The organism is Planomicrobium stackebrandtii (assembly GCF_030814955.1).
Taxonomy (GTDB): Bacteria; Bacillota; Bacilli; order Bacillales_A; family Planococcaceae; genus Planococcus; species Planococcus stackebrandtii.
Genome location: NZ_JAUSWB010000007.1, coordinates 56,756 through 82,850, shown reverse-complemented (window position 1 = coordinate 82,850; position 26,095 = coordinate 56,756). Strand labels below are relative to the sequence as shown.

At 48.4% G+C, this 26,095-nt stretch carries 24 protein-coding genes, 1 other RNA gene and 1 other annotated feature; of the genes, 2 read left to right on the top strand and 23 right to left on the bottom strand.

From position 1 onward, the window contains the following. Positions 1 to 43 precede the first annotated feature (43 nt). From QOZ98_RS13800 to hisS, 4 genes are all read right to left on the bottom strand, one after another. Positions 44 to 808, bottom strand: coding sequence for a tRNA threonylcarbamoyladenosine dehydratase (locus QOZ98_RS13800; RefSeq protein ID WP_308787999.1), 765 nt, complete (start codon positions 806 to 808; stop codon positions 44 to 46). Positions 809 to 909: 101 nt separating this feature from the next. Next, positions 910 to 1,092: non-coding RNA, 6S RNA (ssrS, locus tag QOZ98_RS13795), on the bottom strand. Between the two features lie 44 nt (positions 1,093 to 1,136). Further along, positions 1,137 to 2,921 (bottom strand): aspartate--tRNA ligase, encoded by a 1,785-nt coding sequence (gene aspS, locus QOZ98_RS13790; protein ID WP_308787998.1) that lies wholly within the window; start codon positions 2,919 to 2,921, stop codon positions 1,137 to 1,139. Between the two features lie 2 nt (positions 2,922 to 2,923). After that, a complete protein-coding gene (gene hisS, locus QOZ98_RS13785; RefSeq protein ID WP_308787997.1) occupies positions 2,924 to 4,204 on the bottom strand; it encodes a histidine--tRNA ligase in 1,281 nt (426 codons plus the stop codon). A 55-nt stretch (positions 4,205 to 4,259) separates the two neighbouring features. Continuing rightward, positions 4,260 to 4,499: a binding site (T-box leader), on the bottom strand. A gap of 112 nt (positions 4,500 to 4,611) precedes the next feature. On the opposite strand from hisS, the gene QOZ98_RS13780 reads away from it, so the two are divergent. Continuing rightward, positions 4,612 to 6,189 carry an SH3 domain-containing protein gene (locus QOZ98_RS13780; protein ID WP_308787996.1) on the top strand — a complete coding sequence of 526 codons (1,578 nt, stop codon included), beginning with the start codon at positions 4,612 to 4,614 and terminating at the stop codon, positions 6,187 to 6,189. 138 nt (positions 6,190 to 6,327) lie between these two features. Here QOZ98_RS13780 and dtd read toward each other — a convergent pair whose 3' ends face one another. The 14 genes from dtd to ruvA form a co-directional block, all read right to left on the bottom strand. Next, positions 6,328 to 6,768 (bottom strand): D-aminoacyl-tRNA deacylase, encoded by a 441-nt coding sequence (dtd, locus tag QOZ98_RS13775; RefSeq protein WP_308787995.1) that lies wholly within the window; start codon positions 6,766 to 6,768, stop codon positions 6,328 to 6,330. A 9-nt stretch (positions 6,769 to 6,777) separates the two neighbouring features. After that, entirely contained in the window at positions 6,778 to 8,970 is a 2,193-nt protein-coding gene (locus QOZ98_RS13770; RefSeq protein WP_308787994.1) for a RelA/SpoT family protein, read from the bottom strand. Positions 8,971 to 9,050: 80 nt separating this feature from the next. After that, positions 9,051 to 9,575, bottom strand: coding sequence for a type 1 glutamine amidotransferase domain-containing protein (locus QOZ98_RS13765; RefSeq protein ID WP_308787993.1), 525 nt, complete (start codon positions 9,573 to 9,575; stop codon positions 9,051 to 9,053). 25 nt (positions 9,576 to 9,600) lie between these two features. After that, positions 9,601 to 11,154, bottom strand: a complete 1,554-nt coding sequence (locus QOZ98_RS13760) for a glycosyl hydrolase family 28-related protein (RefSeq protein WP_308787992.1) — start codon at positions 11,152 to 11,154, stop codon at positions 9,601 to 9,603. A 91-nt stretch (positions 11,155 to 11,245) separates the two neighbouring features. After that, entirely contained in the window at positions 11,246 to 11,758 is a 513-nt protein-coding gene (locus QOZ98_RS13755; protein ID WP_308787991.1) for an adenine phosphoribosyltransferase, read from the bottom strand. Continuing rightward, a complete protein-coding gene (gene recJ / locus QOZ98_RS13750) occupies positions 11,749 to 14,091 on the bottom strand; it encodes a single-stranded-DNA-specific exonuclease RecJ (RefSeq protein WP_308787990.1) in 2,343 nt (780 codons plus the stop codon). Before recJ ends, QOZ98_RS13755 begins: the two co-directional genes overlap by 10 nt. Positions 14,092 to 14,177: 86 nt before the next feature. Then, complete coding sequence (locus QOZ98_RS13745) at positions 14,178 to 14,531, bottom strand: LapA family protein (protein ID WP_308787989.1); 354 nt, start codon at positions 14,529 to 14,531, stop codon at positions 14,178 to 14,180. Between the two features lie 76 nt (positions 14,532 to 14,607). Then, on the bottom strand, positions 14,608 to 16,884 hold the full coding sequence (gene secDF / locus QOZ98_RS13740) for a protein translocase subunit SecDF (RefSeq protein ID WP_308787988.1): 2,277 nt from the start codon (positions 16,882 to 16,884) through the stop codon (positions 14,608 to 14,610). 226 nt (positions 16,885 to 17,110) lie between these two features. Further along, entirely contained in the window at positions 17,111 to 17,425 is a 315-nt protein-coding gene (locus QOZ98_RS13735; protein ID WP_142827737.1) for a post-transcriptional regulator, read from the bottom strand. 120 nt (positions 17,426 to 17,545) lie between these two features. Then, positions 17,546 to 17,821: a preprotein translocase subunit YajC gene (gene yajC, locus QOZ98_RS13730; protein ID WP_142827736.1), complete on the bottom strand. Its 276-nt coding sequence runs from the start codon at positions 17,819 to 17,821 to the stop codon at positions 17,546 to 17,548. Between the two features lie 42 nt (positions 17,822 to 17,863). Further along, complete coding sequence (gene tgt / locus QOZ98_RS13725; protein ID WP_308787987.1) at positions 17,864 to 19,006, bottom strand: tRNA guanosine(34) transglycosylase Tgt; 1,143 nt, start codon at positions 19,004 to 19,006, stop codon at positions 17,864 to 17,866. Further along, the gene (gene queA, locus QOZ98_RS13720; protein ID WP_308787986.1) at positions 19,003 to 20,085 is read right to left on the bottom strand and encodes a tRNA preQ1(34) S-adenosylmethionine ribosyltransferase-isomerase QueA; all 1,083 of its coding nucleotides are present in this window, start codon (positions 20,083 to 20,085) and stop codon (positions 19,003 to 19,005) included. The genes tgt and queA overlap by 4 nt, the downstream gene beginning before the upstream one ends. After that, positions 20,082 to 21,080, bottom strand: a complete 999-nt coding sequence (gene ruvB / locus QOZ98_RS13715; RefSeq protein WP_308787985.1) for a Holliday junction branch migration DNA helicase RuvB — start codon at positions 21,078 to 21,080, stop codon at positions 20,082 to 20,084. The genes queA and ruvB overlap by 4 nt, the downstream gene beginning before the upstream one ends. Before the next feature lie 18 nt (positions 21,081 to 21,098). After that, positions 21,099 to 21,695, bottom strand: coding sequence for a Holliday junction branch migration protein RuvA (ruvA, locus tag QOZ98_RS13710; RefSeq protein ID WP_308787984.1), 597 nt, complete (start codon positions 21,693 to 21,695; stop codon positions 21,099 to 21,101). A 125-nt stretch (positions 21,696 to 21,820) separates the two neighbouring features. Between ruvA and QOZ98_RS13705 the strand changes: the two genes are divergently transcribed. Then, positions 21,821 to 22,354: a transcription repressor NadR gene (locus QOZ98_RS13705; protein ID WP_308787983.1), complete on the top strand. Its 534-nt coding sequence runs from the start codon at positions 21,821 to 21,823 to the stop codon at positions 22,352 to 22,354. Positions 22,355 to 22,501: 147 nt separating this feature from the next. Here the strand turns inward: QOZ98_RS13705 and pheA are convergent, their stop codons facing one another. The 5 genes from pheA to rpmA all read right to left on the bottom strand — a co-directional run bounded on the left by pheA (position 22,502) and on the right by rpmA (position 26,094). Continuing rightward, a complete protein-coding gene (gene pheA / locus QOZ98_RS13700; protein WP_308787982.1) occupies positions 22,502 to 23,365 on the bottom strand; it encodes a prephenate dehydratase in 864 nt (287 codons plus the stop codon). 15 nt (positions 23,366 to 23,380) lie between these two features. Beyond that, on the bottom strand, positions 23,381 to 23,833 hold the full coding sequence (locus QOZ98_RS13695; protein ID WP_308787981.1) for an ACT domain-containing protein: 453 nt from the start codon (positions 23,831 to 23,833) through the stop codon (positions 23,381 to 23,383). 16 nt (positions 23,834 to 23,849) lie between these two features. After that, on the bottom strand, positions 23,850 to 25,139 hold the full coding sequence (obgE, locus tag QOZ98_RS13690; RefSeq protein ID WP_308787980.1) for a GTPase ObgE: 1,290 nt from the start codon (positions 25,137 to 25,139) through the stop codon (positions 23,850 to 23,852). Between the two features lies 1 nt (position 25,140). Continuing rightward, entirely contained in the window at positions 25,141 to 25,656 is a 516-nt protein-coding gene (locus tag QOZ98_RS13685) for a Spo0B domain-containing protein (protein WP_308787979.1), read from the bottom strand. Between the two features lie 144 nt (positions 25,657 to 25,800). After that, positions 25,801 to 26,094 carry a 50S ribosomal protein L27 gene (gene rpmA, locus QOZ98_RS13680; RefSeq protein WP_308787978.1) on the bottom strand — a complete coding sequence of 98 codons (294 nt, stop codon included), beginning with the start codon at positions 26,092 to 26,094 and terminating at the stop codon, positions 25,801 to 25,803. Position 26,095: the final 1 nt, after the last annotated feature.

The following is a 26,095-nucleotide window of genomic DNA, read 5'->3' as shown; positions in this document are numbered from 1 at the left end:
ATACATATAAAAAAGCCGGTTCATGATTGAACCGGCTTCGCATTTAATTCATCCGTACGCGTGTAATCGGAATGGACTTAGTGATATCGTTGACGACCCAGCTCGCAGCGATCAACCCCACGGTCGAAGGCGCAAAGGCATTCGAAGACGGCGGCATCTGCGCTTTGCGGATTGGTGCATCGGGCTTGCCGACGTTTTCCACTACATCTTCACGGACAATAATCGGGCTTTCATCCGAAAAGACAACAGGAATCCCTTTGTAGATTCCTGCCTGGCGCAGCTTTTTGCGGATGATTTTTGCAAGCGGATCGGTATGTGTCTTGGAAATATCCGCAATTTTAAAACGCGTTGGGTCGGTTTTATTGGCCGCTCCCATGCTGGCGATGATTTTGGTGCCGCGCTTGTAGCATTCTTCCATCAAATGCACTTTATAGATCATGGTGTCCGATGCATCTATAACGTAATCCGGATTGTAGCTGAAAAATTCCTCGTAGGTTTCTTCGGTATAGAACATATGCAGGGAAATGACCTTGCACTCTGTGTTAATGTCAGCGATGCGGTCTTTCATGACACCAGCTTTGGACTTTCCTACGGTCGACAAGTTGGCCACCAGCTGCCGGTTGATATTGGTGATGTCGACATTGTCTTTGTCAACCAGGATAATGGTGCCCACTCCGCTCCGTGCACATGCTTCTGCTGCGAACGAACCGACACCTCCGATACCCAAAATCGCGACCGTCGCATTTTTTAATAAATCAATTCCTTCTTTACCTACTGCTAATTCGTTTCGTGAGAATTGGTGTAACATTAAGCCACTGCCTTTCAAAGTTAGTACGCATAATAGAAAGTATACACATTAAAAATCCCTTCGACAATAAATTGTCGAAGGGATAAAAATGATTTTTTATTAGGAATCCCAATCGTGCCGTCTTTGTTGGTGCGCATCGTTTGAACCCGCTGAAAGCAGGTGGGTGATCTCTTCACCACTTATAACTTCCCGTTAAGGCATGTTAGCCATGGTGAAATGTGATCTCCCGACGACATAATGTTGGGTCAAAATCGAATTGCTTAAAACGTACACATCAGGATTCTCTATACACGTATGTTAGCATACCTTTTTTATTTAAACAAGCTTTTCACTCTGATACTTTTTTATTATTCTGAATGTTCAGGGATAGGCTCAATTCTTCAAGTTGCGTTCCGGAAACCGGGCTTGGCGCGTCTGTCAACAGGTCGCTGGCGCTGGCAGTTTTCGGGAATGCGATGGTATCGCGCAAGTTGGTGCGCCCCGCAAGCAGCATTACCAAACGGTCGAGGCCGAACGCAATGCCGCCGTGCGGAGGTGTTCCGTATTCAAAAGCTTCCATAAGGAAACCAAATTGCTCGTTGGCTTCTTCTTTGCTGAAGCCGAGCACTTCGAACATTTGCTCCTGAATGTCGCGGCGGTAAATACGGGAAGATCCCCCGCCGAGCTCATAGCCATTCAAGACAAGGTCATATGCCTGCGCGCGGACGTTCTGCGGCTCTGTAGCCAATTTGTCCAAGTCTTCTTCAAACGGCATCGTGAATGGATGGTGGGCTGCATAGTAACGGCCTTCTTTATCATCGTACTCAAGCAGCGGCCAGTCAGTAATCCATAGGAATTTATAAACCGAGTTGTCGATCAAGTCGAGTTCTTTGCCGAACTTCAAACGAAGTGCCCCAAGTGCATCTGCAACTACGGTTTTCTTATCTGCTACGAAAAGCAGCAAGTCTCCTGCTTCGGCTTGTGCGCGTTCGGTCAAAGCAGTTGCCGCGTCGCCTTCAAAGAATTTAGCAATCGGGCCTTTGACGCCTTCTTCCTCAACTTTCAGCCAAGCCAGCCCTTTTGCTCCGTAGACGGCAGCAAACGCGCCTAATGCATCAATGTCTTTGCGTGAATAATTGGCAGCCTGCCCTTTGACATTGATCAATTTGACTTGGCCGCCGTTTTCGATGGCACCGGTAAAGACTTTAAACGCTGAATCTTTGACCAGTTCCGATACATCCACCAGTTCCAAGCCAAAGCGGACATCCGGCTTATCTGAACCAAAACGGTCCATCGCTTCTGCATAGCTCATGCGCTGGAATGTCGGCTCGATGTCGATGTTTTTAACATCTTTCATCATCTGCACCATCAAGCGTTCATTCATGCCGATAATATCTTCCATTGTCTGGAAGCTCATTTCCATATCGATTTGCGTAAATTCCGGCTGGCGGTCCGCACGCAGATCTTCATCACGGAAGCATCGTGCAATTTGGTAATATTTATCAAATCCAGATACCATCAGCATTTGCTTGAACAGCTGCGGCGATTGCGGCAAGGCATAAAATTCACCATCATGGACACGGCTTGGCACTAAATAATCACGTGCGCCTTCCGGTGTTGATTTGGTTAAGATCGGTGTTTCCACTTCAATAAAGCCTTCTTCATCCAAAAAGCGGCGGATCGATTTAGTAACATCTGAACGCATTTTAAACGTTTCATACATCGCTGGACGTCGAAGATCCAAATAACGGTATTTCAAACGCAGGTCTTCGTTGACATCAGTGTTGTCTTCGATCGCAAACGGCGGATTTTTTGCCGCGTTGATAATGGCTGCATGGTCTACCTGCACTTCGATTTTACCGGTTTTCATGGCTGCATTGATCTGGCCTTCTGCCCGTTCTACAACCAGTCCGTCAATATGGACCACGAATTCGTTGCGCAGCGATTCGCCGATCGCGGCTGCTTCTTTCGAAATTTCCGGATTGAAAACCACTTGAACGATTCCTGAACGATCACGGACATCGACAAAAATCAAGCCGCCCAAATCCCGGCGCTTTTGTACCCAGCCTTTTAATGTAACACGCTGTCCAGTTGCTGTTTCGTTAACTTCCCCACAATAATGCGTTCTTGACATAGTTATTCCTCCAGTGATTTCTTTTTCAGTATTGTCCCGGCGAGTTCTTCGAATGCCATTTCCTGCTGTTCACCCGTCGCCATTTCTTTCAATGCCACATTGCCGCTTTCCAGTTCCGTTTCGCCGATAACAATGACGAATCCGGCACCTTTGCGGTCAGCAGATTTCATCTGTGCTTTTACTTTACGGCCGGCAAAATCCATATCTGCCGAAATGCCATTCATGCGCAAGTCGCGTACGACAGAAAATGCTTTTTTCTTCGTCGTCTCATCCATCGCCACTACATAGACTTCCAAATTATTTGATTGGCCGATTTCCACTTTTTCCATTTCCAATGCCAGCAACAGCCGCTCGATGCTCATTGCAAAGCCGATTCCTGGGGATTCTGGTCCGCCGAGATCTTCAACCAGGCCGTTGTAACGTCCACCGCCTGCCAAAGTCGTGATGGCGCCAAAGCCTTCCGCATCGCTCATTATTTCAAATGCGGTGTGGTTGTAATAATCAAGGCCGCGCACCAAATTCGGATCGACGACAAAGTCGATGTCCATGCTTGCAAGGTAAGATTGCACTTCATCAAAATAAGCCTGTGATTCCGCGTTCAAATAATCGGCAAGTGACGGCGCAGCCGCCATCAATGGGTGGTTGCGGTCCACTTTGCAATCCAGGATGCGCAACGGATTTTTTTCCAAACGAGTTTGGCAATCGCTGCAAAATTCATTGATGCTTGGCTCAAAATGCTTGATCAACGCTTCTTTGTGCGCCACCCGGCTTTCCGTGTCGCCCAGTGAGTTAATGACCAACCGCAATTTTTCAAGTCCAACAGAACGGTAAAGGTCCATTGCGAGTGAAATTACTTCCGCATCGATGGCTGGATCCTTGGAACCGATCGCTTCAACACCGAATTGTACAAATTGGCGCATGCGGCCAGCCTGTGGACGTTCATAGCGGAACATTGGGCCAGTATAAAATAATTTCACCGGCTGATCCGGCATGCCGAACAGTTTGTTTTCCACGTACGAACGGACAACCGAAGCTGTTCCTTCCGGTCGCAGCGTCAGCGAACGATCGCCGCGGTCCTGGAATGTATACATTTCCTTTTGAACAATATCGGTCGTGTCGCCGACACCGCGCTGGAATAATTCCGTGTGTTCGAAAATAGGTGTACGGATTTCCTTGTATTGGTAGAGCCTGCATAAATCGTTGATTTTTTGTTCAATTTCCTGCCACTTGGCGGATTGGTCAGGCAGCACATCGTATGTGCCGCGGGGTGCTTGAATGTTCATCGTCTCTTCACTCCTCTATTTTTCCATACAAAAAAGCTCCCGCCCCTTGCTTTACGCAAGGGACGAGAGCTTGTATAAGCTTCCGCGGTTCCACCCTAGTTGATGCAAGAAAATGCATCCTCTCATTCCGGGTAACGGCCGGTTCCGTCTTTTCCTAGTAAGCGGCAAGCGCTTTTCAGAAAAAAGCCTCAAAAGTGTTATTCATCGCAGGTGTCTGCAGGAAAGTTTACAGCCTGAGACTTTCCCTCTCTTTTCAGCCAAGTCATGCAATTACTTTCTTCGTCGTCAGCAAATATATAAGTATAATAAACCAATCTTAATAACTCCCTGATAGCTTGTCAACCTTTTTGACACAAGCCGTTCTTTTTTTGATATTATTGAATAGAAATTGTTTTAGGGGGAATGGCATGAAACGCAAAGGGTCCATCGCAATTATTTTATTCTTTTTATTTATAGCCGGCAGCTTGCCGCTGTTGGATAAAGATCATGTATGGGCCGATACCGGCACCGTCGAAATTTCCGGCTCGACCGTCAATATCCGATCCGGTCCAGGTTTGTCTTACAGCCTGACTGGTGACTTGGAGCAAGGGGAAACCGTTTCTGTCGTTTCCAAACAAGGTGATTGGCTCGAAATCCGCGCCGAAGGCCAGGAAGGCTGGATCGCTTCTTGGCTGACGACAGCTGCAGGCGAAGAACAGACAGCTGCCGGACAAACAGCCGTATCCTCAGTCAACGGCTTGAACGTCCGTGCACAGGCTGATCTGTCCGCGGCTGTGCTGACGAAAATGAATGCCGGCGAAAAAGCGGAAGTGCTCAGCACAACCGGCGACTGGATTGAAATCAGCTTCCGTAATACGCGCGGATTTGTCTCGAAGCAATACCTCAGCCTCGGTGAATCACAAGCAACGGCTGAAACCCAACAGCCTGCTGACGACGCTGAACCCACAGAACAAAAAGACCCAATTTCCAAAGTCTCGTCTTTTGAAATTGCCGTCAGCGCATTAAACGTCCGATCGAAACCAGACCTCAGCTCTGAAATCCAGCAGACGGTCAATAAAGGCCAAGTCTTCCCTGTAGTTTCTATGCAAGGCAATTGGGTAGAAATCGAATTAGCGGAAGACAAAAATGGTTGGGCGTATGCATTCCACGGCCAACTGTCCGACCAGGCAGCAGAAACTGTGGAAAACGATGCAAACGAGTCCGTCACCATCCTGACAGATGGAACGAACCTCCGTACGCAAGCTTCAACCGCTTCTGAAGTCGCCAGCCGCGCAAATGCGGGTGATGAGTTAACAGTAACTGGCAAGCAAGGCGAATGGTATCAGGTTTCAACGCCCGATGGCCAAACGGCTTTTGTGGCTGAATGGGTCGTGTCTACAGAAGAAACAATTGACCAAGAAGAACAGGCCGAATCGCCCGACCGCAGAAAAGGTACCTTAAACGGCATCACTATCGTCCTTGACCCGGGACATGGCGGCAACGACGGCGGTACAGTCGGCGTCCGCAAAACAGAAGAAAAAGAACTGACTTTAAAAACATCCGAAATTTTGTCGCAGCATTTAAGTGCGGCAGGAGCCAACGTTGTCATGACCAGGCAGTCTGACACCTATGTTGATCTTCGCAAACGCGTTGCCGAAAGCCACCAGGCTGGAGCCGACGCCTTTATCAGCATTCATTATGATGCTACTGAAGACAGCAGCGTGTCCGGATTTACTTCTTATTACCAGCACGATTACCAAAAAGAGCTGGCAGACTCTCTCAATGCAGGACTCGGCGATAAACTGAGCTTGAAGGACCGCGGCGTCCAGCACGGCAATTATTTGGTGCTGCGTGAAAACAAGCAGCCTGCAGTCCTCGTTGAACTTGGCTTCCTCAGCAATTTCAATGAAGAGCGCGTCCTGACAAGCAATCAATTCCGCGAACAGGCCGCACTTGGCCTGTACACGGGGATTATCAATTATTTCGATGCCCAATTAGGCGAATAAAAAAGCACGGAGAATTTTTCTCCGTGCTTTTTTATGTGGAATTTCTGTTGAACGTGCGTATTTCCCTGTTGAACTTGCATAAACAAGAAAATCAAAAAGAAGCACAGGCCAAATCCCCCTGTACTTCTCCCCTATTTTCTATTTCGACTCCACCATGATCGTCACTGGCCCATCATTGATCAGCTGAACGTCCATCATGGCGCCGAAGATACCCGTTTCGACAACCAGACCATGACTGCGCAGCGCTTCGTTAAAGGCATGCCAAAGCGGTTCAGCCGTTTCCGGGCGGGCCGCTGAAACAAAGCTTGGCCGCCGCCCTTTTTTGACGTCGCCGTACAGGGTAAACTGGGAAATCGAAAGAATCTCGCCGCCATTATCGAGAATCGACCGGTTCATTTTGCCTTCTTCGTCTTCGAACAGGCGAAGCTGGGCAATTTTGCCGGCCAGGTAATCGGCGTCCCTTTCGGTATCTTCATGGGTGATGCCGACAAGCAGCACATAGCCGGAGCTGATTGCGCCGGTAATGTCGCCGCCGACCGTCACCGATGCTCCTTTAGATCGTTGCAGAACTACTCTCATAGTGCCTCCTTAATTCGTCACACGCAAGACCGAATAGACATCCGGAATTGATTTGATCCGTTCGACAACACGGTTCAAATGCGAGATATGCGGAATCATGATGGACAAGTTGATGGTCGCGATTTTGTCTTTGTCCGCACGGCCGCTCACCGCAGTAATGGTCGTTTTTGTTTCGCTGACCATGTGCATAACTTCGTTGATCAAACCGGTGCGGTCATAAGCCTGCACTTCAATATCAATTTGATAGGCTTTATTGTCCGGCGAGCCGGCATTTTCCCATTCAACCGGAATCAGCCGGTCATTTGCCTCGGAGTGGATGTTCGGGCAATCGGTGCGATGGACCGAAACCCCGCGCCCTTTGGTAATAAACCCGATAATGTCGTCGCCCGGCACCGGGTTGCAGCATTTCGACAAGCGGATCATCATATTGTCGATACCTCGGACAATGACGCCGGAATCGGCTTGCTTTTTCGGTACGTTGGATTTCATTTCGACCGTGATTTTTTCAAGCGCTTCTTCCTGCTCACGCTTTTTGCGCATTTTTTCTGCCAGGCGGTTGACGACCTGCTGGGCGGTAATGCCGGTAAAGCCGACAGCCGCATACATATCATCTTCCCCTGCAAAATTGAATTTTTCACAGACGCGTTTGATGTTTTCATTCGTCAAAACTTCTTTAATCGGAAATTCCTGCGACTTGATTTCTTTTTCGATCATGTCCCGGCCTTTTTGGACATTGTCTTCACGCAGCTGTTTTTTGAAAAATTGCTTGATTTTGTTCTTCGTCTGCGTTGACTTGGCGATTTTCAGCCAGTCGCGGCTTGGGCCAAATGACTGCTTCGAAGTCAGGATTTCCACAATGTCCCCCGTGTGCAGTTCGGTATCGAGCGGTGCCATCTTGCCGTTTATTTTGGCGCCGATGGTTTTATTGCCGATTTCCGAGTGGACGCGGTACGCAAAATCGATCGGGCAAGAGCCCGCCGGCATTTCGATGACGTCGCCTTTTGGCGAAAAGACGTAAACCATATCGGAAAACAGGTCGTATTTCAGCGATTCCATAAATTCTTCGGCATTGTCCGATTCGTTCTGAAAATCCAGAATTTCACGGAACCAGGACAAGCGTGAATCTACTGAGCTTTTCGGCTTGTCCATGGTTTTGCCTTCTTTGTATGCCCAATGCGCCGCGACTCCATATTCAGCGATGCGGTGCATTTCTTCGGTACGGATCTGCACTTCAAGCGGATCGCCTTGCGGGCCGATCACGGTAGTATGAAGCGACTGGTAGAGATTTTGTTTTGGCATGGCGATGTAATCTTTAAAACGGCCTGGCATCGGCTTCCACGTAGAATGGATAATACCCAGTACCGCGTAGCAATCCTTGATGCTTTCAACGGTAATGCGGACAGCCAATAAATCATAGATTTCGTTGAACTGTTTGTTTTGTATGGCCATTTTCCGGTAAATACTGTAAATATGTTTTGGCCGGCCGAAAAGATCCGCCTTGATATCGACTTCGTCGAGTTGTGTGCGGATCTCACTCATGACTTTATTCAAATAATCTTCCCGTTCGGTCCGTTTCTTTTTCATCAAATTGACGATCCGGTAATACTGCTGCGGGTTTAGGTAGCGCAGCGCGGTATCTTCCAGTTCCCATTTGATGGTATTGATTCCAAGGCGGTGCGCAATCGGGGCAAAGATTTCCAGCGTTTCATTGGCTTTGATGCGCTGCTTCTCAACGGATTGGTATTTCAGGGTCCGAAGATTGTGCAGCCGGTCGGCCAGTTTGATCAAAATGACACGGATGTCCTGTGCCATCGCTACAAACATTTTGCGGTGATTTTCCGCCTGCTGCTCTTCTTTGGACAAGTACTTGATCTTGCTCAATTTGGTCACGCCGTCGACAAGCATTGCCACTTCCTCGTCAAAATCACGGACAATGTCTTCACGGCTGACTTCTGTATCTTCCACAACATCATGCAAAAAGCCCGCTGCTACAGTGGCTGGATCCATCTGCAATTCTGCCAGGATCCCAGCCACCTGCACCGGATGCACAATATACGGTTCTCCCGATTTCCGGAATTGTCCCATGTGGGCATCGTACGCTACTTGATACGCCTTCTTTATCGTTTTCACATGATCGGCATTCATATAAGACGCAACCATTTCGAATACATCTTCAGCTGTTCTCACTTGATCTTTAGCCATAATTGCCCACCTTGCTTTAAATTTTTCCAAAAGTATATCTTTCTATTATAAAAAACAAAGTGGCTAAATGTAAAGCTTTGTTAGCTCTTCTCCATCACTTTAATAAATTCCCGAAGATAATCCGGCAGATCGGGCGGACGGCGGCTTGATACCAAGTGGCCGTCAACGACTACAGGTTCATCCAGCCATTCCGCGCCAGCGTTGACCATATCGTCTTTTATGCCCGGCGTGCTGGTGACTTTCCGGCCTTTTAAAATGTTGGCGGAAATGAGCACCCAGCCGGCGTGGCAAATTTGGCCAATCGGCTTTTTCTGGTCGTCCATATGGCAAACCATTTCCAAAACTTCCGGAAAACGGCGGATTTTGTCCGGTGCCCAGCCGCCCGGAACAAGAAGCGCGTCATATTCTTTCGCGAGTGCTTCTCCGTAAGACAAGTCGGAAGTCGCCGGAACGCCGTATTTGCCTATATACTCAACACCAGCTTCTTCTCCAGCCAACTCGACTTCGGCCCCTTCTTCACGCAATCTTAAAATTGGGTACCATAGCTCCAAATCCTCGAATTCATGGTGAACAAAACTCAGTACTTTTTTTCCAGTCAATTTCATGTTATTGCCTCCTTTTTTATTTGTTTTAAAGCAAATGGGAACTTCGTTTTCTGACCCCTTCCAAATAGACAAGCTCACTGCCTTTTCCGACAGCAACTGCCTGTTCTGCAGAACCGATGCTGACCAAATTTTCCACCCGGACGTTGCGGGCACTTTGTTCGCCGCCGGCAATCGATACATCAGCTCCTGCCGTCGTAAAATCCCGGATGACTCCATTGGTCAAAGAAACGCAGCCTGCCCGGTACTGAATTGCAGCAGCCGGCTGCCGCTTGTAATCATAATTTGGATCTCCGACAAAGAGAAACCGGTTAATGGCGACATTGCGATAGCCTGACACAACCAAACAGCGCGGCGCTGAACCTTCGTATAAAGAGGTTTCAATCGGCTCAATCGCTACCAGCCGCTGTGCGAAGATGTTGAATGCCGATTTTGATTCTGGATCGTCTTTTTTATGGTGGCCAATGTGGCGGAAATTAAAAGAACGATTGTCGTGGACCGAAAGATGGCCAGAGATATGGACGCCTGATGCGGCCGAAGAGTTGGCATGGGCTTTGATCTCGATTCCTCCAAAGCAGCGTGCGCTCGAATTGTTGGCCAGCCAGACATGACGCGATCCGTCGTCCACTTCAAAGCCATTGGAATTGGAAAATCCTTTTTCGTGCGCCCGTCCGCTCGGGTCGCTGAAATGCGAATTGGAAACAAAAATGTAATCGCTGTGATGCGTCGTCAGACCGTCGTCGCCGAAACCGGAGCCGCTGACGCCGTCAAGCCAGACAAATTGGCTGCCTCCTTTTCCCCGCAATCCGTCCCCTGAATAGTTATAGAGAGGCGCTGTGATATCAAAGCAATGAAGCCCTGGATTGAGCGCCTCCACATCCTTGACCCAGCCATATGTGACGCGCGCAAAAGTCAAACAGCTGGAATGATTGCCGCCTGCGCTGGTGTTTTCCACATCCCCTAATCGTTCGACATGCCAGTCCAATGTCAGCCCTTCCACAGAAATGTTGCGGTTGCCAGACAAGTAATTGCTGTTGGTCAACAGACGGGCTTTGCGAGGCGCTTTCGCCTGCAGCTTTATCACCGTTCGTCCTTTGCCTGCACCTATCAGCCGCGTCCAGGACGGCAGCTTCAAACCGTCTACCATATAAACGCCCGCCGGCACCTTGACTTCAACCGCTCCTTTGCCAAAGGCTTTTTTAAAGGCATCTGTGCAGTCGGTTTCCCCATCGCCCACCGCACCGTAGTCCCGCACGTTGACCCGACGCTGGATGGTCGACTCAAGTTTTCGGTATTCGCCGTCCAGCCTGTCCTTCCACGCGGGGTAAAATTGCTGGCCCGATACCCGGGTTTCAAAACCGTTTTCATCGTCAAGTGAAAACTCTTCTGCCAGAAAAGACCATAGCCGTTCCGTAAAGTTCATTTTCCGCTGGGCGTGCTTGCTGACAGCGAAATCTTTTTTTATGGCAGCAAAAAAACTTTCCGTTTCGCGGGTAATTTTTTCAAGAGGTGTGCGATTGTCCAAGTATTGGTCAATCCATGCAGCATTCAGTCGGGGATCGTGCTCTTTTTCCAGCTTCATCTTCCAGTCACCTCCCATATGTCACTCTTGTTTCCATACCCTCGATGCCAGAAAAAAATCCCTCTGCCTGTAATGGCAGAGAGATTCGGTATTAATATTGCATTAAAGTCGTAACATCATAGCCGTCCAAATTTTTGCGGCCGTCCAAATAAGTCAATTCGATCAAAAATGCGCAGCCGACGACTACTCCGCCGAGCTGTTCAACCAAGTTAATGGTCGCACCGATTGTGCCGCCGGTAGCAAGCAAGTCATCGGTGATCAAAACACGCTGTCCCGGTTTGATGGCGTCTTTGTGCATCGTTAATACGTCCGTTCCGTATTCAAGGCCATATTGCGCACGAATCACTTCGCGGGGCAACTTTCCTTCTTTGCGGACTGGGGCAAAGCCAAGTTCAAGAGCGTAAGCAACAGGGCAGCCGATGATAAATCCGCGCGCTTCCGGTCCTACGATAATTTCAGCATTTACTGTTTTTGCGTATTCAACGATTTGGTCCGTTGCATACTTATAAGCAGTTCCGTCGTCCATCAGCGAAGTGATGTCCTTAAAACGGATTCCTGGTTTTGGCCAATCTTCTACAATCGTAATATACTTCTTCAAATCCATATTTCTTCCTCCTTGGCAGACACTTTCGCATCGAACCACTCTTTTAAATCTTTATAAGATGCATACAAAAGCTTCTGCTCCAGAGCGATCTGCTGCTCACGCTTTTTGTAAATCGGCGCTTCCGACAAATCCTGTTTGCTCGGCGATTGGGCAATCTCGGTAATTCCATTGTTAAGTGTAACAAACCCGAGTTCAAAAAACACCTGCAGCATGAAAAATAATGACTCGCGCGTCCAGCCTTTATGTTTTGCCAGTTCATCGCAGTGTTTATTGAAATCGAACGTGCCGCGTTTTTTAATGAACGCAAACAGCCATTTGAATTGCTCCCGCGTAGGAATCTGCTCAAAATACTGCGAGTCCTTGGCATGGAAATGTGCGTAAATGCGCTTCGGCTTTAATGCGGCCAGTACGGACGCCAACTGCTCTTCCGACTCCGGCAAGTCCAGCAGCACCAAATGATCTTTAGTGCCTGGCACTCCGTCCAATTGATCCACTTTGCAAATCGGCTGCGGCAGGAACGACTGGAACAAAGCAGGCGTATCCTCATTGAATGCCAGAAAAACCTGGTTTTCCTGAGGAATCAGCTTGGACCAGCGCGATACTTGGCGAATGCCGCGAATATCAAACAATTGCCACTGATCAGTGCGGACATCCTCTACCATCAATTGCGGTTTTTTCCGTCCGTTCCATTCATTGATCTGCAGATCGCCGATGACGTCGATTTGGACGTCCGGCGTCAATTCGTCGCCAATCGGGCCGATGCCGAAACCAACAGCATCCAGCGTTGCGGCATGCTGTGTCAATTCCATTTTCAAATGGTTTTGCGCCGCCCCGATTTTGCGAATAGATGCCACTTTGACGCCTTCCAGATAAAACTTCGGTTTGGCGAATCCCATGCCAAATGGCGCTAATAGCCGCATCGATTCAATAGCCGTAATATCAATTTCATCTAGGCGCAAAGGAATATCAATTTCCACAACCGGCAGCAGGTCTTCTTCAGTCAAGCTCGTTTCAGCCTGCTTGTTCAGCCGTTCGCGCAAATCGTCCACATCACTCGCTTCCAGCGTCATGCCTGCTGCCATCGGATGTCCGCCGAAATGCGGCAGAATATCGCGGTTTTTTGCCAGTTCATTATACAAATGAAAGCCTTCAATGCTGCGTGCAGAGCCTTTTGCTTTGCCGGTTTCCGGATTCAGCGACAATACGATTGATGGACGATAGTATTTCTCTGTCAGTTTTGATGCCACAATGCCGACAACGCCTGGATTCCAGCCTTCCTGGGCCACAATAATTACGTGCGGCGGCCCGTCCGGATAGCGCTGCTCTACTTGCTGTATCGCTTCTTCAGAAATTTGTTTGACGATGGCCTGACGCTCTTTGTTCAGGACATCGAGTCCGGAAGCCAACGAACGCGCTTCTGCCGGATCTTCTGTCAGGAACATCCGGACAGCGGGATCGGCATCCTGCAAACGGCCGATCGCGTTAATGCGCGGACCAAACATAAAACCGATTGTTTCTTCCGTAATATCCTGCTGTTTAATGCCGGCAACTTCACATAATGCTGCGATGGCCGGGCTCGGAGAATCGATTAATGCTGCCAGACCTTCTTTCACAAACAGCCGATTTTCGTCATGCAACGGCACCAGGTCGGCAACGGTGCCGATCGCCGTCAATTCAATCAGGTGATCTGGAACTTCTTCGTACAAGGCATGCGCTATTTTAAATGCCACTCCGACGCCCGCCAGTTCACCGAAAGGATAGTTGCCTTCAGGATGGCGCGGATGGATAACAGCCAACGCATTTGGCATTTGGTCACCGATGTCATGGTGGTCACTGATGATTACATCCATCCCCAGTCCATTGGCAAAATCGACCTGTTCGATGCCGGAAATTCCATTATCAACGGTAACAATCAATTTTGTGCCGTTGTCGAACGCCTGCTGGAACAATTCTGTATTCGGTCCGTACCCGTGTTTAAAGCGGTTCGGTATCATAAAGGACACATCGGCCCCTAAATCCTGCAAGACGGTCATCATGACGGTCGTGCTGGTAACGCCATCCGCATCGTAGTCGCCATAGACCATGATTTTCTCCTGGTTGTCGATAGCTGAACGGATGCGCTCCACGGCCACATCCATATCTTTCATTAAATAGGGATTATGTATGCCGCTGGCGTCCATCTGCATAAATGAACGAGCCGATGCTGCCGTATTTAACCCGCGCGTCACCAAAATTTTGGCCAGTACGGATGTTATCTTCAGTTCTTTTTGAATTTCTTCTACCGCTTTTTCGTCCGGCGTCGTCAAACGCCATCTTTTTTTGGATTCAATCATCGCTATCACTTCCTCACCGGTTCATTATACAGCAAAAAAACGCAGACAAAAACCTTTCGGCAACTGCACCGAAAGGTTCATTTTTTTCAGATTTCCTCTTTCTTCAGTTCTTCGCTGGTGACGATTTGTGCATCCGGCACCACACCGGCTTTTTGATACTCGCCGATTTCGTTTTGCTGAGTGGCGATCAAATTTTCTTTGACTGCCATCTCTTTTTGCAACGCTTTGATTTTGCGCTGCATCTGGTATTGGCGCATGATTGCCAGCACCCCGCTCAGTAAAAATCCGAGCAACGCAGACGCTAGAATGACCAGTATCAACGGCCATTGTGCTTCACCAAATACATAGTTGACCGGAACCTCGTCAACGTTGACAACAGCAAATACTGCAATGATTACTGCAAAAACAAGTCCAAGTAAAATAAGCCATTGTAACTTCATTGTCGATTCTCCTCTCAAAATAAAAAAATGGAACAAGGTCATATTATCTATACCCTGTTCCATTTCAACTCTAAACTTATACGACAGGCTCGTCAGAACCCCATTTGTTTTGTTCGTCTTTCTTCTCAATATCGATCGGCCCTTTTTTCTTCAGTTCGCCTTTTTTCAAGACCAGCCACAGCTGGGCGGCGATAAAGATGGAAGAGTAAGTACCGGCAATCAACCCGATCAATAAAGCAATCGAGAAGTTCGTGATCGATGGTGCGCCGAAGATCAATAGTGCAATGACCACAAACACAACTGTCAGCACCGTGTTGACCGAGCGCCCAAGTGTTTGGCGAAGCGATACGTTGACCACTTTTTCCAACTGTTCGACCGTATCGATCTTCTTCATGCGTTTCATGTTTTCCCGGATTCGGTCAAATGTCACGATTGTGTCATTGATCGAATAACCGACGATGGTCAGAACCGCAGCGATAAAGGTGATGTCCACCTCAAGCCGCAGCAGACTGAATACGGCAACAATGAAGAATGCATCGTGAATTAATGCGACAACGGATGCCACACCCATGCGCCATTCAAAACGGAAGGCGACGTAAATGATGATGCCGAGTGCCGCAATCGACAAGGCATACAGCGCATTTTTCGCAAGTTCTTCTCCCACTGTCGGTGACACGGTTGAAATGTTCGGCTCTGCACCGAATTCTTCCGCTGCCACAGATTTCAAGCTATTGATTTCTTCCTGGCTGAACGCTTCATTGAAACGCGCCACACCAAGATTAGACTCGTCACCCGAAATGACGATGTCTTCCGTTTCATAGCCTGCACCATCAAGGAAGCTTTGCACTTCTTCTTTTGTCAGTGCCGATTCCGAAGCAATTTCAACGCGTGTACCGCTGGAGAAATCAATGCCCAAGTTGAGGCGGAATACACCGATGACTGCCATTCCGGCAATGATCAAGACAATTGAAGCCAAAAAGAATTTATTGCGGTGTTTCGCAAAATCAAAACGGTCGAAGCGCGTGGTAAGATCAGTAATTTCCAAGCCTTCTTCTTTAGAGTGGATTGTCGATTTCTTTAATCCGAACAAGCCAAATTTATTGTCGAGCACACCGCTGTTGACCCATAGGCCAAGCAGCAGGCGCGATCCCCAAACCGCTGTCAGGAAGCTGACCAAAATGGAGATAATCAACAGCGTCGCAAACCCTTTTACGGAACTTGTTCCGAAATAAAACAGTACGGCCGCTGCCAGCAATGTGGTAACGTTGGCATCCAGGATGGCTGAGAACGAAGACCGTGCACCTACCTTGAATGCTTCTTTTACAGTTTTGCCGACGCGCATCTCTTCTCGGATCCGCTCATAGGTGATGATGTTGGCATCTACAGCCATACCGACACCGAGCATGATCGCTGCGATTCCGGGAAGCGTCAATACGCCGCCAATCCATTCAAATACCAGGAGGATCAGGTAAACATAGGCCGATAACGTAACAACGGCGATTGCACCTGGCAAGCGGTAATAAACCAGCATGAACAACAGGACTAAGGCAATCCCGACAGCAGCTGCAACCATGGTTTGGTCAAGCGCCTGTTCACCAAACTGGGCTCCGACTGAAGTCGAATAGATTTCTTCCAAACTTACCGGCAAAGCACCGGCATTCAAAATACCTGATAAGTTCTGTGTTTCTTCTACTGTGAACGATCCGGAAATCTCAACAGATGGGGACGAAATGCGCTGCTGCACACTTGGCGCCGAAACAAATTTCGGGTCCTCCTTCATGCGTTCTTCCGCGAAAGAATCCACACCTTCTTCAAAATCCAGCCAAATGACCAAGACATTGTCAGGGGCCGGCATTTGAGAAACGGTTTCTGTCACTTCTGCGAATTTGCCTGGGTCATTTAGCTCCAGAGTAACAATCGGATTGCCGTTCTGATCGAACGTTCCGGTTGCGCCGCCTTGTGCCAAATCGTTTCCGGCAAGCAGAAGGTTATCTTCCGCGTCGCGGAAAGTCAGATTGGCTTCAGTTGACAGCAATTCACGTGCTGAAGCTTGATCCTCCACTCCCGCCAATTGGACCCGGATGCGGTTATCGCCTTCGATTTGGATAACCGGTTCGCTGACTCCAAGCACGTTGATTCGGTTCATCAACGCATCCGTTGTATCCGTCAGCACATCTTCGGTAATTTCCTGTCCATCTTCCAAAGCTTCTACTTGATAGAGCACTTCAAAGCCGCCCTGAAGATCCAGGCCTAATCGAATGTCTTTTGCAATGGGTAAACTAGTCGAGCCAATAATCCCTATCAGTACAATAACCAGTAAGAAAAAGGCAATTATGCGACCTCTTGCTTTCATATGTAAACTTCCTCCTCGGGTGTGTAAAACACAGCACTATCATTATGAAACAGCCGCTGATTACTGTCAAATTGGACTGGGTAAATTGAATAAAAAATCAGTTTTTATTGTATGAGGAATTCGCTCCAAGGTTCATTGAGCTGCATTCCACATATCTATTAAAGAGTGCGGAGCCATGCCCTTGGCGGCCTAAGCTGCGGACAAAAACTAAATTCCCAAATCTAACTTACGTCGTTTTTTTCGAAGACGGACGCAAGAGATGCCCAATGTTCTCCAGTGTACTGTCATCGTTCCAGCGTGCCTTTTTTAACGCCTCGACCTGGTGGTAGGCCAAAAAGTCAGAAGCGGTCATATTCATAATGTCGTTGATCATTTCATAGAGATGCATCGTATCTATGTCTTTTTTTCGCCATTTTTTCTTAACGCAAAATTCCCATAAATCCTCTTCTGTAAAAGTATCGTATTGAAAATGATGAAATTCACTGCGTTTGCTTTGAAGCGCCGGCAGAACAAATTCAAATTGTTCTGGATAACTCGCCATGCGTGTACTCCTTTCCGCTGTGCTGTATCCATTGTACCCTGTAACTGGAAAATTTAGAATAAGGACATTATTTTTCATTAAAAAAACGCCTTCAAAATCGAAGGCGAGTTTTTACTTGTTTTAGATTGTTGATTTTGCCGATTCCACAACACGTGCAATTGCTTGACGCTCAAACTGCATACGCGTGCCATCAGCTACAGTGATGTAGATGGTTGCATCGTCCACTGCATCAACAAGGCCATGCAATCCGCCGATTGTAACAATGCGGTCGCCGCGTCTTAATTCTGTCTGCATGTTTTTCGTCGCCTTCTGACGTTTTTGGGCAGGACGGATGATGAAAAACCACATTAGCAAGAACATTAATAGTAAAGGTGATAACGCAATTAAAGTTTCCATTATTCATTTTCCCCCTTTCACTTTCTCTATTCTCTTACAAACTCAGAAATTTTTAGCATTGGGTTTATTGAAACCGTAAGCTTCAAAAAATTCTTCGCGGAAATCTCCCAGGCGGTCTTCGCGAATCGCTTGTCGCACCTGTCCCATTAAGTTTAACAGAAATTGCAGGTTATGATAACTAGTAAGCCTAATTCCGAATGTTTCATCTGCACGAATCAAGTGATGGACATACGCGCGCGAATAATTTTTGCATGTATAGCAATCGCATTTGTCATCGATTGGTCCGAAATCACGTTTGAATGCAGCATTTTTAATGTTCAAACGGCCAGTGCTCGTCATCAGGGTGCCGTTGCGGGCAATGCGGGTCGGCAAAACGCAGTCGAACATGTCAATGCCGCGGATTGCGCCGTCGATCAAGGAATCGGGTGAACCGACGCCCATCAAGTAACGCGGTTTGTCTGCCGGCATTAACGGCGTCGTGAATTCCAGCGCACGGTTCATGACGTCTTTCGGTTCGCCGACCGATAAGCCGCCGATTGCATAGCCCGGAAAATCAAGCGACACAAGGTCCCGTGCACTTTGTTTGCGCAGGTCTTCAAACTCGCCGCCCTGGATGATGCCGAACAATCCCTGGTCCGCTTTGCGTTCGTGCGCTTCCAGGCAGCGTTCTGCCCAGCGGGATGTCCGCTCGACACTGGATTTCATGTATTCATGCGTTGCCGGGAATGGCGGGCATTCATCAAACGCCATCATGATATCAGAACCGAGATCGTTTTGGATTTGCATCGCTTTTTCCGGGCTCAGAAACAGTTTATCGCCGTTCATATGGTTGCGGAAATGAACGCCTTCTTCTTTGATGTTGCGGAATTCACTCAAAGAAAACACTTGGAATCCGCCGGAATCTGTCAGAATTGGACGGTCCCAGTTCATGAATTTATGCAGGCCGCCCGCTTCTTTGATAATGTCATTGCCGGGGCGAAGCCATAAATGGTACGTATTGCTCAGGATGATGCCGGCGTTCATGGCCTTTAGTTCTTCGGGCGACATGGTCTTGACTGTCGCCTGCGTGCCCACAGGCATAAATGCCGGCGTTTCAAACGAACCGTGCGGCGTATGGACGATGCCCAGACGCGCACCGGTCTGTTTGCAGGTCTTGATGTGTTCGTACGTTACTGCTGCTGTCATTGGTGAGTCTCCTTTTTCTGTGGTTCAATGAACATCGCATCTCCGAAACTGAAGAAACGGTAGCGTTCATCAACGGCTTGTTGATAGGCATTTAAAATATGGTCACGGTTCGACAAGGCGCTGACCAGCATGACTAAAGTCGATTTCGGCAAATGGAAATTGGTGATCAGTCCATCGATGGCTTTAAAGTCATAGCCCGGGAAAATGAAAATGTCGGTCCAGCCGCTGTCTTCCTGCAGCTCGCCGCCAAACTTATGCGCAACTGATTCCAAAGTGCGCGTGGACGTCGTACCCACTGACACAATGCGGCCGCCTTGTTGTCTGGTTTGATTGATTAAATCTGCCGTTTCTTTGCTGATGCGGTAAAACTCCGAATGCATTTCGTGGTCTTCGATCGAGTCGACCGATACGGGACGAAATGTTCCAAGTCCAACATGCAGCGTAATAAATGCGATATTGACCCCTTTGGCACGGATTTCTTCCAAAAGTTCATCGGTAAAATGAAGTCCAGCAGTCGGTGCCGCAGCGCTTCCCCGCTCTTTGGCGAAAACAGTTTGGTAGCGGTCCTGATCTTCCAGTTTTTCACGGATATAAGGAGGCAAAGGCATTTCGCCCAATTGGTCCAAAATCTCGTAGAAAATGCCATCGTAGATCATTTTGAAATGGCGTCCGCCGTGATCAAGAATGCTGGTGCATTCCGCGCGCAGCATACCTTCTCCAAAAGAAACGATGGTGCCGACTTTGACTTTCTTCGCTGGTTTAACCAAGGTCTCCCAAACGTCATCTTCGATTTGCTTCAGCAGAAGCAATTCAATATTGGCGCCGGTGTCTTCCTTAACGCCCATGAGACGTGCAGGAAGCACCCGTGTATCATTTAAAACGAGCGTGTCGCCAGCGTGCAGATATTCAATAATATCGCGAAAATGGCGATGTTCTGTGTCTCCAGTGGCTTTGTTCATGACCAACAGCCGGCTCGACGTACGGTCAAGCAACGGTGTTTGGGCAATCAATTCCTCCGGCAGTTCAAAATCAAAATCTTGTACATTTAAAGTTGTGGGTGGTGTGTTGGGTTTAGTCATTCAGGCATCTCCATTTTAAAGTGTTCATAGGCTAATTGCGTTACCGTGCGGCCTCTTGGTGTCCGCTGGATAAACCCAATCTGCAGCAAATACGGTTCGTAGACGTCTTCAATCGTCGTCGACTCTTCCCCGATGCTTGCAGCAATCGTATCCAGTCCAACCGGACCGCCCCGGAAACGTTCAATCATGCCCGTCAATAATTTATGGTCAATATGGTCCAATCCAAGCGGATCGACTTGCAGCATTTCCAGCGCCTGCTCTGCCATATCCATCGTAATGGAGCCGGTTCCGCGAACCTGGGCATAATCCCGGACGCGTTTCAGCAAACGGTTGGCAATACGCGGAGTCCCACGGGAGCGTCGGGCAATTTCAACAGCAGCATTTGGATCAATGTCCGCCTCAAACAGTTTCGAACTGCGAACAACAATTTCCGTTAACGCTTCGGTATCGTAATAATCAAGCCTCGACAAAACGCCGAAACGGTCACGCAACGGTGCCGACAAGGCTCCTGCACGCGTTGTTGCCCCGATCAGCGTAAATGGCGGCAAATCCAACCGAACGGAACGCGCAGTCGGTCCTTTGCCGACGACAATATCCAAACAGAAATCCTCCATTGCCGGATACAACACTTCTTCGATTGACCGGTTCAAGCGATGAATCTCATCAATAAATAAGACGTCTCCGGGTTCCAATGACGACACAATGGCCGCCAAGTCGCCAGGACGTTCAATGGCCGGTCCGCTGGTCATTTTGATGTTGACTTCCATTTCGTTGGCGATAACCGCTGCGAGTGTCGTTTTCCCGAGTCCAGGAGGCCCATACAACAGGACATGGTCCAGGCTTTCCTGGCGCATTTTTGCAGCTTCAATGAAAATTTGCAAGTTGTGTTTTACGGTATGCTGGCCGATGTATTGGCCCAGCAATTGCGGGCGAAGCGATTGTTCAAAGCGCTCATCAAACTCCGAAATTTCACTGTCTATGATGCGTTCTTCCATGCCGTTCGCCTCCTTTCATCAGGTTTGTTTGAGCAGCAGCTGCAAAGCTTTTTTCATAAAGCCCTCTGTATCGAGATCAAGGTCCCGCAGCTGTGGTTTAACTTTCGTAATTTCGCGTTCTGAGTAGCCAAGAGCTCCAAGTGCCAGCATCGCTTCCTCCAGCTCTGCCTGGTCGTTCGACAATAAAGTATTGGTTTCTTCCGGATCGAAAGGATCGCCGAAAAACTCGGTCAGCTTGCCTTTCAAGTCCAAAATCATCTGGCGGGCCGTCTTTTTGCCGACACCTGGGAATTTCACCAAATAGGATTCATCTTCCCGCTCGATCGCTTCGATGACGTGCTGCGGCTGTCCGCTTGCAAGAATGGCCAGCGCGCCTTTTGGTCCGATGCCGGATACCGAAATCAGCTTGCGGAACAATTCCCGCTGCTCCAGTGTCGGAAATCCGAACAATAGCTGTGCATCTTCCCGAATGTGGTGGTGCAGGAAAACTTGCAGCTCATCCGAACCGAACGAATACGGATTCGGCGCAAAAATCTGCCAGCCGATTCCTTGCTGTTCTATCACTAAATATTCCGGCGTTACGCGTGTAACCTTGCCTTTTATGTAATCGTACATGGACAGTCTCTCCTTTAATTCAACTCCATGATTATACCATATTCGGCTGCTTTAGACGAAATAAACCCGTTGCTGTTCGGCACATGATAAGATAAAAGGAACGAGTCGATAAGCGAGGGATCCCTATGAAAAAATTACTCGGCGAACAGCGGCGCCAATTTCTGCTGGAAAAAATAAAAACGTCTGCTCAGCCGATGACCGGCAGCGAACTGGCTGCACTTGCCAGCGTGTCGCGCCAAGTCATTGTCGGCGACATGACCTTGCTGAAGGCAAAAGGCGAGCCCATTATCGCCACCAGCCAAGGCTACTTGTTCCTGGCCGACCGGGCAAGCGAAGAAGCAAGCCGGCGCATTGCCTGCCGCCACCAGCCCGATGACACCGAACGCGAATTAAAGCTGCTGGTGGAGTCAGGCGTCACTGTTAAAGACGTGTCGATCGAGCACCCGGTTTATGGAGAGCTAACAGCGGGCATCCATGTCTCGAACATCCAGGACGTCGAAGCGTTCATGAAGCGCGTCCGCGACACCGGTGCCAGCTACTTGCTGGAACTGACCGATGGCACGCATCTCCATACCATCACTGCTCCCGACAACGCGACGCTTGAAAAAGCTATCAGCCGGATGCGGGATAACGGATTTTTGCTGGAAGAAAGTGAATAAGTTTTAGTGAACTCACCATCCAGCTTTATGTGGGATGGTGAGTTTTTTTATTGGCTATATAAGTTGAACTTAAGAGTTATCATTAGTGAAAATATTGCGGATTCCCCAAAAAGAAGTCCCGCAGCAAAACGCTGCGGGACTTCTTTTTTATTTATACGTATAATACGAACCTAAGGTTTTCACTGTACAGCCAATTGCCGCAAGCTCTTCGAACGCTCCGCTCATCATCGTGTCGCCTTCATCTGCCAATACATCGGCAATAAAGAAATAATCGCCTAGGCCGGTTTTCAGTGGCCGCGACTCGATCTTGCTCAAGTTCAGCCGGCGCCAAGCAAAGACGGACAATATCTGGTGCAGAACACCGGAACGGTCATCATCGGGCGGCGTGATCATCAAGGTCGTTTTGACTTGATTGTCATGTGTCGGATCAGTCAGCTTGTGGTCGGATTTAGATAATACGAAAAAGCGCGTGTGGTTAAAATGGAAATCATGGATATCGCGCTGCAAAATATCCAGCCCGTATTTATGGGCGGAGAATTCATTGCCGATCGCCGCGATGTTGCGTTCCGGCAACTCGGAAACCATTTTCGCCGCAGCAGCCGTCGAGCTGTACTGCTCCAGAGGCGTGCTCTTATATGTATAAAAAAGGTATTTGTGGCATTGCGCCAATGCATGCGGATGAGAATAAATCGCTTCAAACGATTCCGCGTTGCGGTTTTCAGGGTGTACCAGCAAATGCTGCTCAATCGGCGACAAAACTTCCGCCGTTACATACAATTGTGCTTCGTGGAACAAATAATCCACCGTTAATGGAACAGATCCTTCCAACGCATTTTCCAGCGGCACGACAGCGTAATCCACGCTGCCTTCTGCCACTGCTTCTATGCATTCAGGGATGGTTGTAAATGGCACCAAGGTGTCTTTAGGGAAAACTTTTGTTGCCGCAAGATGTGTAAATGACGCTTCCGGCCCTAAATATGAAATTCGTTTTTCAACAGCTTGTCCAGTCATTTAAACATTCCTCCATTAAGATGATCCGCTTGAAACCACATCCGCCGACTCGACAAAATCGAGCTTTTTCAGCTGATGCAAAAATACGTCCAAATCCCCGTCCATTGCCGTTACATCCAAGGACAAAGTAACGTTCGCCCGCCCTTGGATCGGAATGGTCTGATGGATGGTCAAAATATTGCAGCCATTTTCGGCGACTGCCTGCAAAAGTGTCGCGAGCGTTCCTGAGCGGTCTTCCAATTGCAGGAAAACCGTCAAGATCCGTTCTTTGACAATCGAATGGAACGGAAATACAGCGTCCCGATATTTATAAAACGCAGAGCGCGAAAGACCTGTCTTGTTGACCGCATCCATAATGGAAATGCGGTCATTCTGCAGCATTTTTTTCACTTCAAGCGTTTTTTGCATCGCTTCTGTCAAAACGTCTTCACGCACTAAATAATACCGTTGTTCCGAAATATCCTTCATTCAAGCTACCTCCGCATCAATCCATAAATTCGAATTCGAATTCAAGCAGGCGAACTGTATCGCCATTTTCCGCTCCGCGTTCACGTAGCGCATCATCAATTCCCATGCCGCGCATTTGGCGGGCAAATCGGCGAATCGAATCTTCACGCGAGAAGTCGGTCATCTTGAACATCCGTTCAATCGCATAACCAGCCAAGACAAATGATCCGTCAGAATCACGTGTGATATTGAAGCCATCAGCATCGGTTTCGTGTTTGTAAAGAACCGTGCTATCTGAATCTTCTTCCGTATCGTCGATCAATGGGAATTCCGGCGTCACTTCGATAACATCAGCAATTGCGAACAATAAATTGTTCAAGCCTTTGCGCGACAAAGCAGAAATCGGGAAAATGCGGGCATCTTCCGGCAATTTCTCACGGAATTTCGTCAGGTTTTCTTCAGAATCCGGCATATCCATTTTGTTTGCGACAATCAATTGCGGACGTTCTGTCAAACGCATATTGTATTGCTGCAATTCTTCATTAATTGTAACGTAATCCTCATAAGGATCGCGTCCTTCGAGGCCCGACATATCGATGACGTGGATAATAACGCGCGTCCGTTCGATATGGCGCAGGAATTGATGGCCAAGGCCGATTCCTTCGTGTGCGCCTTCGATCAATCCCGGAAGATCGGCCATGACGAAGCTGCGCTGATCTTCCGTTTCCACCATGCCGAGGTTCGGTACGATAGTCGTGAAATGATATTCAGCGATTTTCGGTTTTGCAGCTGACACAACTGACAGCAAGGTCGATTTCCCGACACTTGGGAATCCGACAAGTCCGGCGTCTGCCAATACTTTCAATTCCAAAATGACATTGCGTTCAAAGCCCGGTTCGCCTTTTTCAGACAGTTCCGGTGCAGGGTTGGCAGGTGTCGCAAAACGTGAGTTTCCTCGTCCGCCGCGTCCGCCTTTAGCAATGACTGCCGTTTGGCCATGTTCCACTAAATCAGCAATTGTTTCGCCGGTATCGACATCTTTCACAACTGTGCCCGGTGGAACTTTGATCAATGTATCCTGTGCTTTGGCGCCGTGCTTATTGGCACTCATGCCGTGTGTTCCGCGATCAGCTTTAAAGATCCGCTTGTAACGGAAATCCATCAGCGTCCGCAATCCTTCTTCGACGATAAAGACGATATTTCCGCCTTTCCCGCCATCTCCGCCGGCAGGTCCGCCGTTCGGTACATATTTTTCGCGGCGGAATGCAACCATGCCATCCCCGCCGTCGCCACCTCTAACATAAACTTTTACGTGATCGACAAACATATTATCCCTCCATCTGTGCACGGACAGCAATCAATGTGCTGTTTTCGCTGCACTCTTTTCGTACCGTAAATCCTTGTGCTTCCGATAATTCCAAATCCAGCCAATGTCCCGGACAGGTGATGTTCATTTCAAAAGATGAGGCATTGGAAACCAATAGAATCGTGCTGTTGAATGCCTGGTAAGGATCCAGAAGCTCTTTAGCCGCTTCTACAAAATTCTCAAGAAAATGCCAAAACTCCGCATCCAAATGGACAGGTGCCTTTACTGCAGGACACTCTACTTGAAAACGAAATCCAGAAAATCGCCAATTGGCAGTCAACAGCCATTCTTCTGTCAGCGGCAGCCCAAGGTCGGACAGCCGGCTGGCATGCATAGCCGCTTCGGCATGCGAACGAATTATTGCCTGTGCCTCCTGGTGACGGCCAAGGTCCAAATTCATTTTGATCAATTGCAGTTCGTTCAAGAAATCATGGCGCGCATGCCGAAGCGATTGTGCCACTGTCATTGTTTTTTCCATAAGTCACGTCCCGGTTCAGCTTCTTATTCCAGTATACCAAGAGTAAGCAGGAAACTCCTAAAATAATGCGTATAGCCGCACCGGGAACCGCGCTTATTATGTTCAAAAGAAAAAGGACTGCGAAAGCAGCCCTTTTCGTTTTTATTAAGCTTCTTGTGCTATTACAGGGTATACGCTCACTTTTTTCTTGTCGCGGCCGTAACGCTCAAAGCGCACAACACCGTCGATTTTAGCGAAAAGTGTATCGTCTCCGCCACGTCCAACGTTTTCTCCTGGATAAATTTTAGTACCGCGTTGACGGTATAAAATTGAACCACCAGTAACTTCTTGGCCGTCTGCACGTTTAGCGCCAAGGCGTTTAGATTCTGAGTCACGTCCGTTTCTCGTTGAACCTACACCTTTTTTGGATGCGAAAAACTGAAGATCTAATCTTAACATT

Coding starts and splice junctions, on each gene's coding strand:
- ruvB (WP_308787985.1), bottom strand. CDS start 21,080: ATGGAAGAACGCATCATAGACAGTGAAATTTCGGAGTTTGATGAGCGC.
- QOZ98_RS13760 (WP_308787992.1), bottom strand. CDS start 11,154: ATGAAGCTGGAAAAAGAGCACGATCCCCGACTGAATGCTGCATGGATT.
- aspS (WP_308787998.1), bottom strand. CDS start 2,921: ATGTCAAGAACGCATTATTGTGGGGAAGTTAACGAAACAGCAACTGGA.
- QOZ98_RS13745 (WP_308787989.1), bottom strand. CDS start 14,531: ATGAAGTTACAATGGCTTATTTTACTTGGACTTGTTTTTGCAGTAATC.
- yajC (WP_142827736.1), bottom strand. CDS start 17,821: ATGGAAACTTTAATTGCGTTATCACCTTTACTATTAATGTTCTTGCTA.
- tgt (WP_308787987.1), bottom strand. CDS start 19,006: ATGACAGCAGCAGTAACGTACGAACACATCAAGACCTGCAAACAGACC.
- QOZ98_RS13765 (WP_308787993.1), bottom strand. CDS start 9,575: ATGAAATTGACTGGAAAAAAAGTACTGAGTTTTGTTCACCATGAATTC.
- QOZ98_RS13780 (WP_308787996.1), top strand. CDS start 4,612: ATGAAACGCAAAGGGTCCATCGCAATTATTTTATTCTTTTTATTTATA.
- QOZ98_RS13755 (WP_308787991.1), bottom strand. CDS start 11,758: ATGGATTTGAAGAAGTATATTACGATTGTAGAAGATTGGCCAAAACCA.
- QOZ98_RS13770 (WP_308787994.1), bottom strand. CDS start 8,970: ATGGCTAAAGATCAAGTGAGAACAGCTGAAGATGTATTCGAAATGGTT.
- obgE (WP_308787980.1), bottom strand. CDS start 25,139: ATGTTTGTCGATCACGTAAAAGTTTATGTTAGAGGTGGCGACGGCGGG.
- QOZ98_RS13695 (WP_308787981.1), bottom strand. CDS start 23,833: ATGAAGGATATTTCGGAACAACGGTATTATTTAGTGCGTGAAGACGTT.
- QOZ98_RS13685 (WP_308787979.1), bottom strand. CDS start 25,656: ATGGAAAAAACAATGACAGTGGCACAATCGCTTCGGCATGCGCGCCAT.
- ruvA (WP_308787984.1), bottom strand. CDS start 21,695: ATGTACGATTACATAAAAGGCAAGGTTACACGCGTAACGCCGGAATAT.
- pheA (WP_308787982.1), bottom strand. CDS start 23,365: ATGACTGGACAAGCTGTTGAAAAACGAATTTCATATTTAGGGCCGGAA.
- QOZ98_RS13735 (WP_142827737.1), bottom strand. CDS start 17,425: ATGGCGAGTTATCCAGAACAATTTGAATTTGTTCTGCCGGCGCTTCAA.
- secDF (WP_308787988.1), bottom strand. CDS start 16,884: ATGAAAGCAAGAGGTCGCATAATTGCCTTTTTCTTACTGGTTATTGTA.
- hisS (WP_308787997.1), bottom strand. CDS start 4,204: ATGAACATTCAAGCACCCCGCGGCACATACGATGTGCTGCCTGACCAA.
- QOZ98_RS13800 (WP_308787999.1), bottom strand. CDS start 808: ATGTTACACCAATTCTCACGAAACGAATTAGCAGTAGGTAAAGAAGGA.
- queA (WP_308787986.1), bottom strand. CDS start 20,085: ATGACTAAACCCAACACACCACCCACAACTTTAAATGTACAAGATTTT.
- rpmA (WP_308787978.1), bottom strand. CDS start 26,094: ATGTTAAGATTAGATCTTCAGTTTTTCGCATCCAAAAAAGGTGTAGGT.
- QOZ98_RS13705 (WP_308787983.1), top strand. CDS start 21,821: ATGAAAAAATTACTCGGCGAACAGCGGCGCCAATTTCTGCTGGAAAAA.
- dtd (WP_308787995.1), bottom strand. CDS start 6,768: ATGAGAGTAGTTCTGCAACGATCTAAAGGAGCATCGGTGACGGTCGGC.
- recJ (WP_308787990.1), bottom strand. CDS start 14,091: ATGATTGAATCCAAAAAAAGATGGCGTTTGACGACGCCGGACGAAAAA.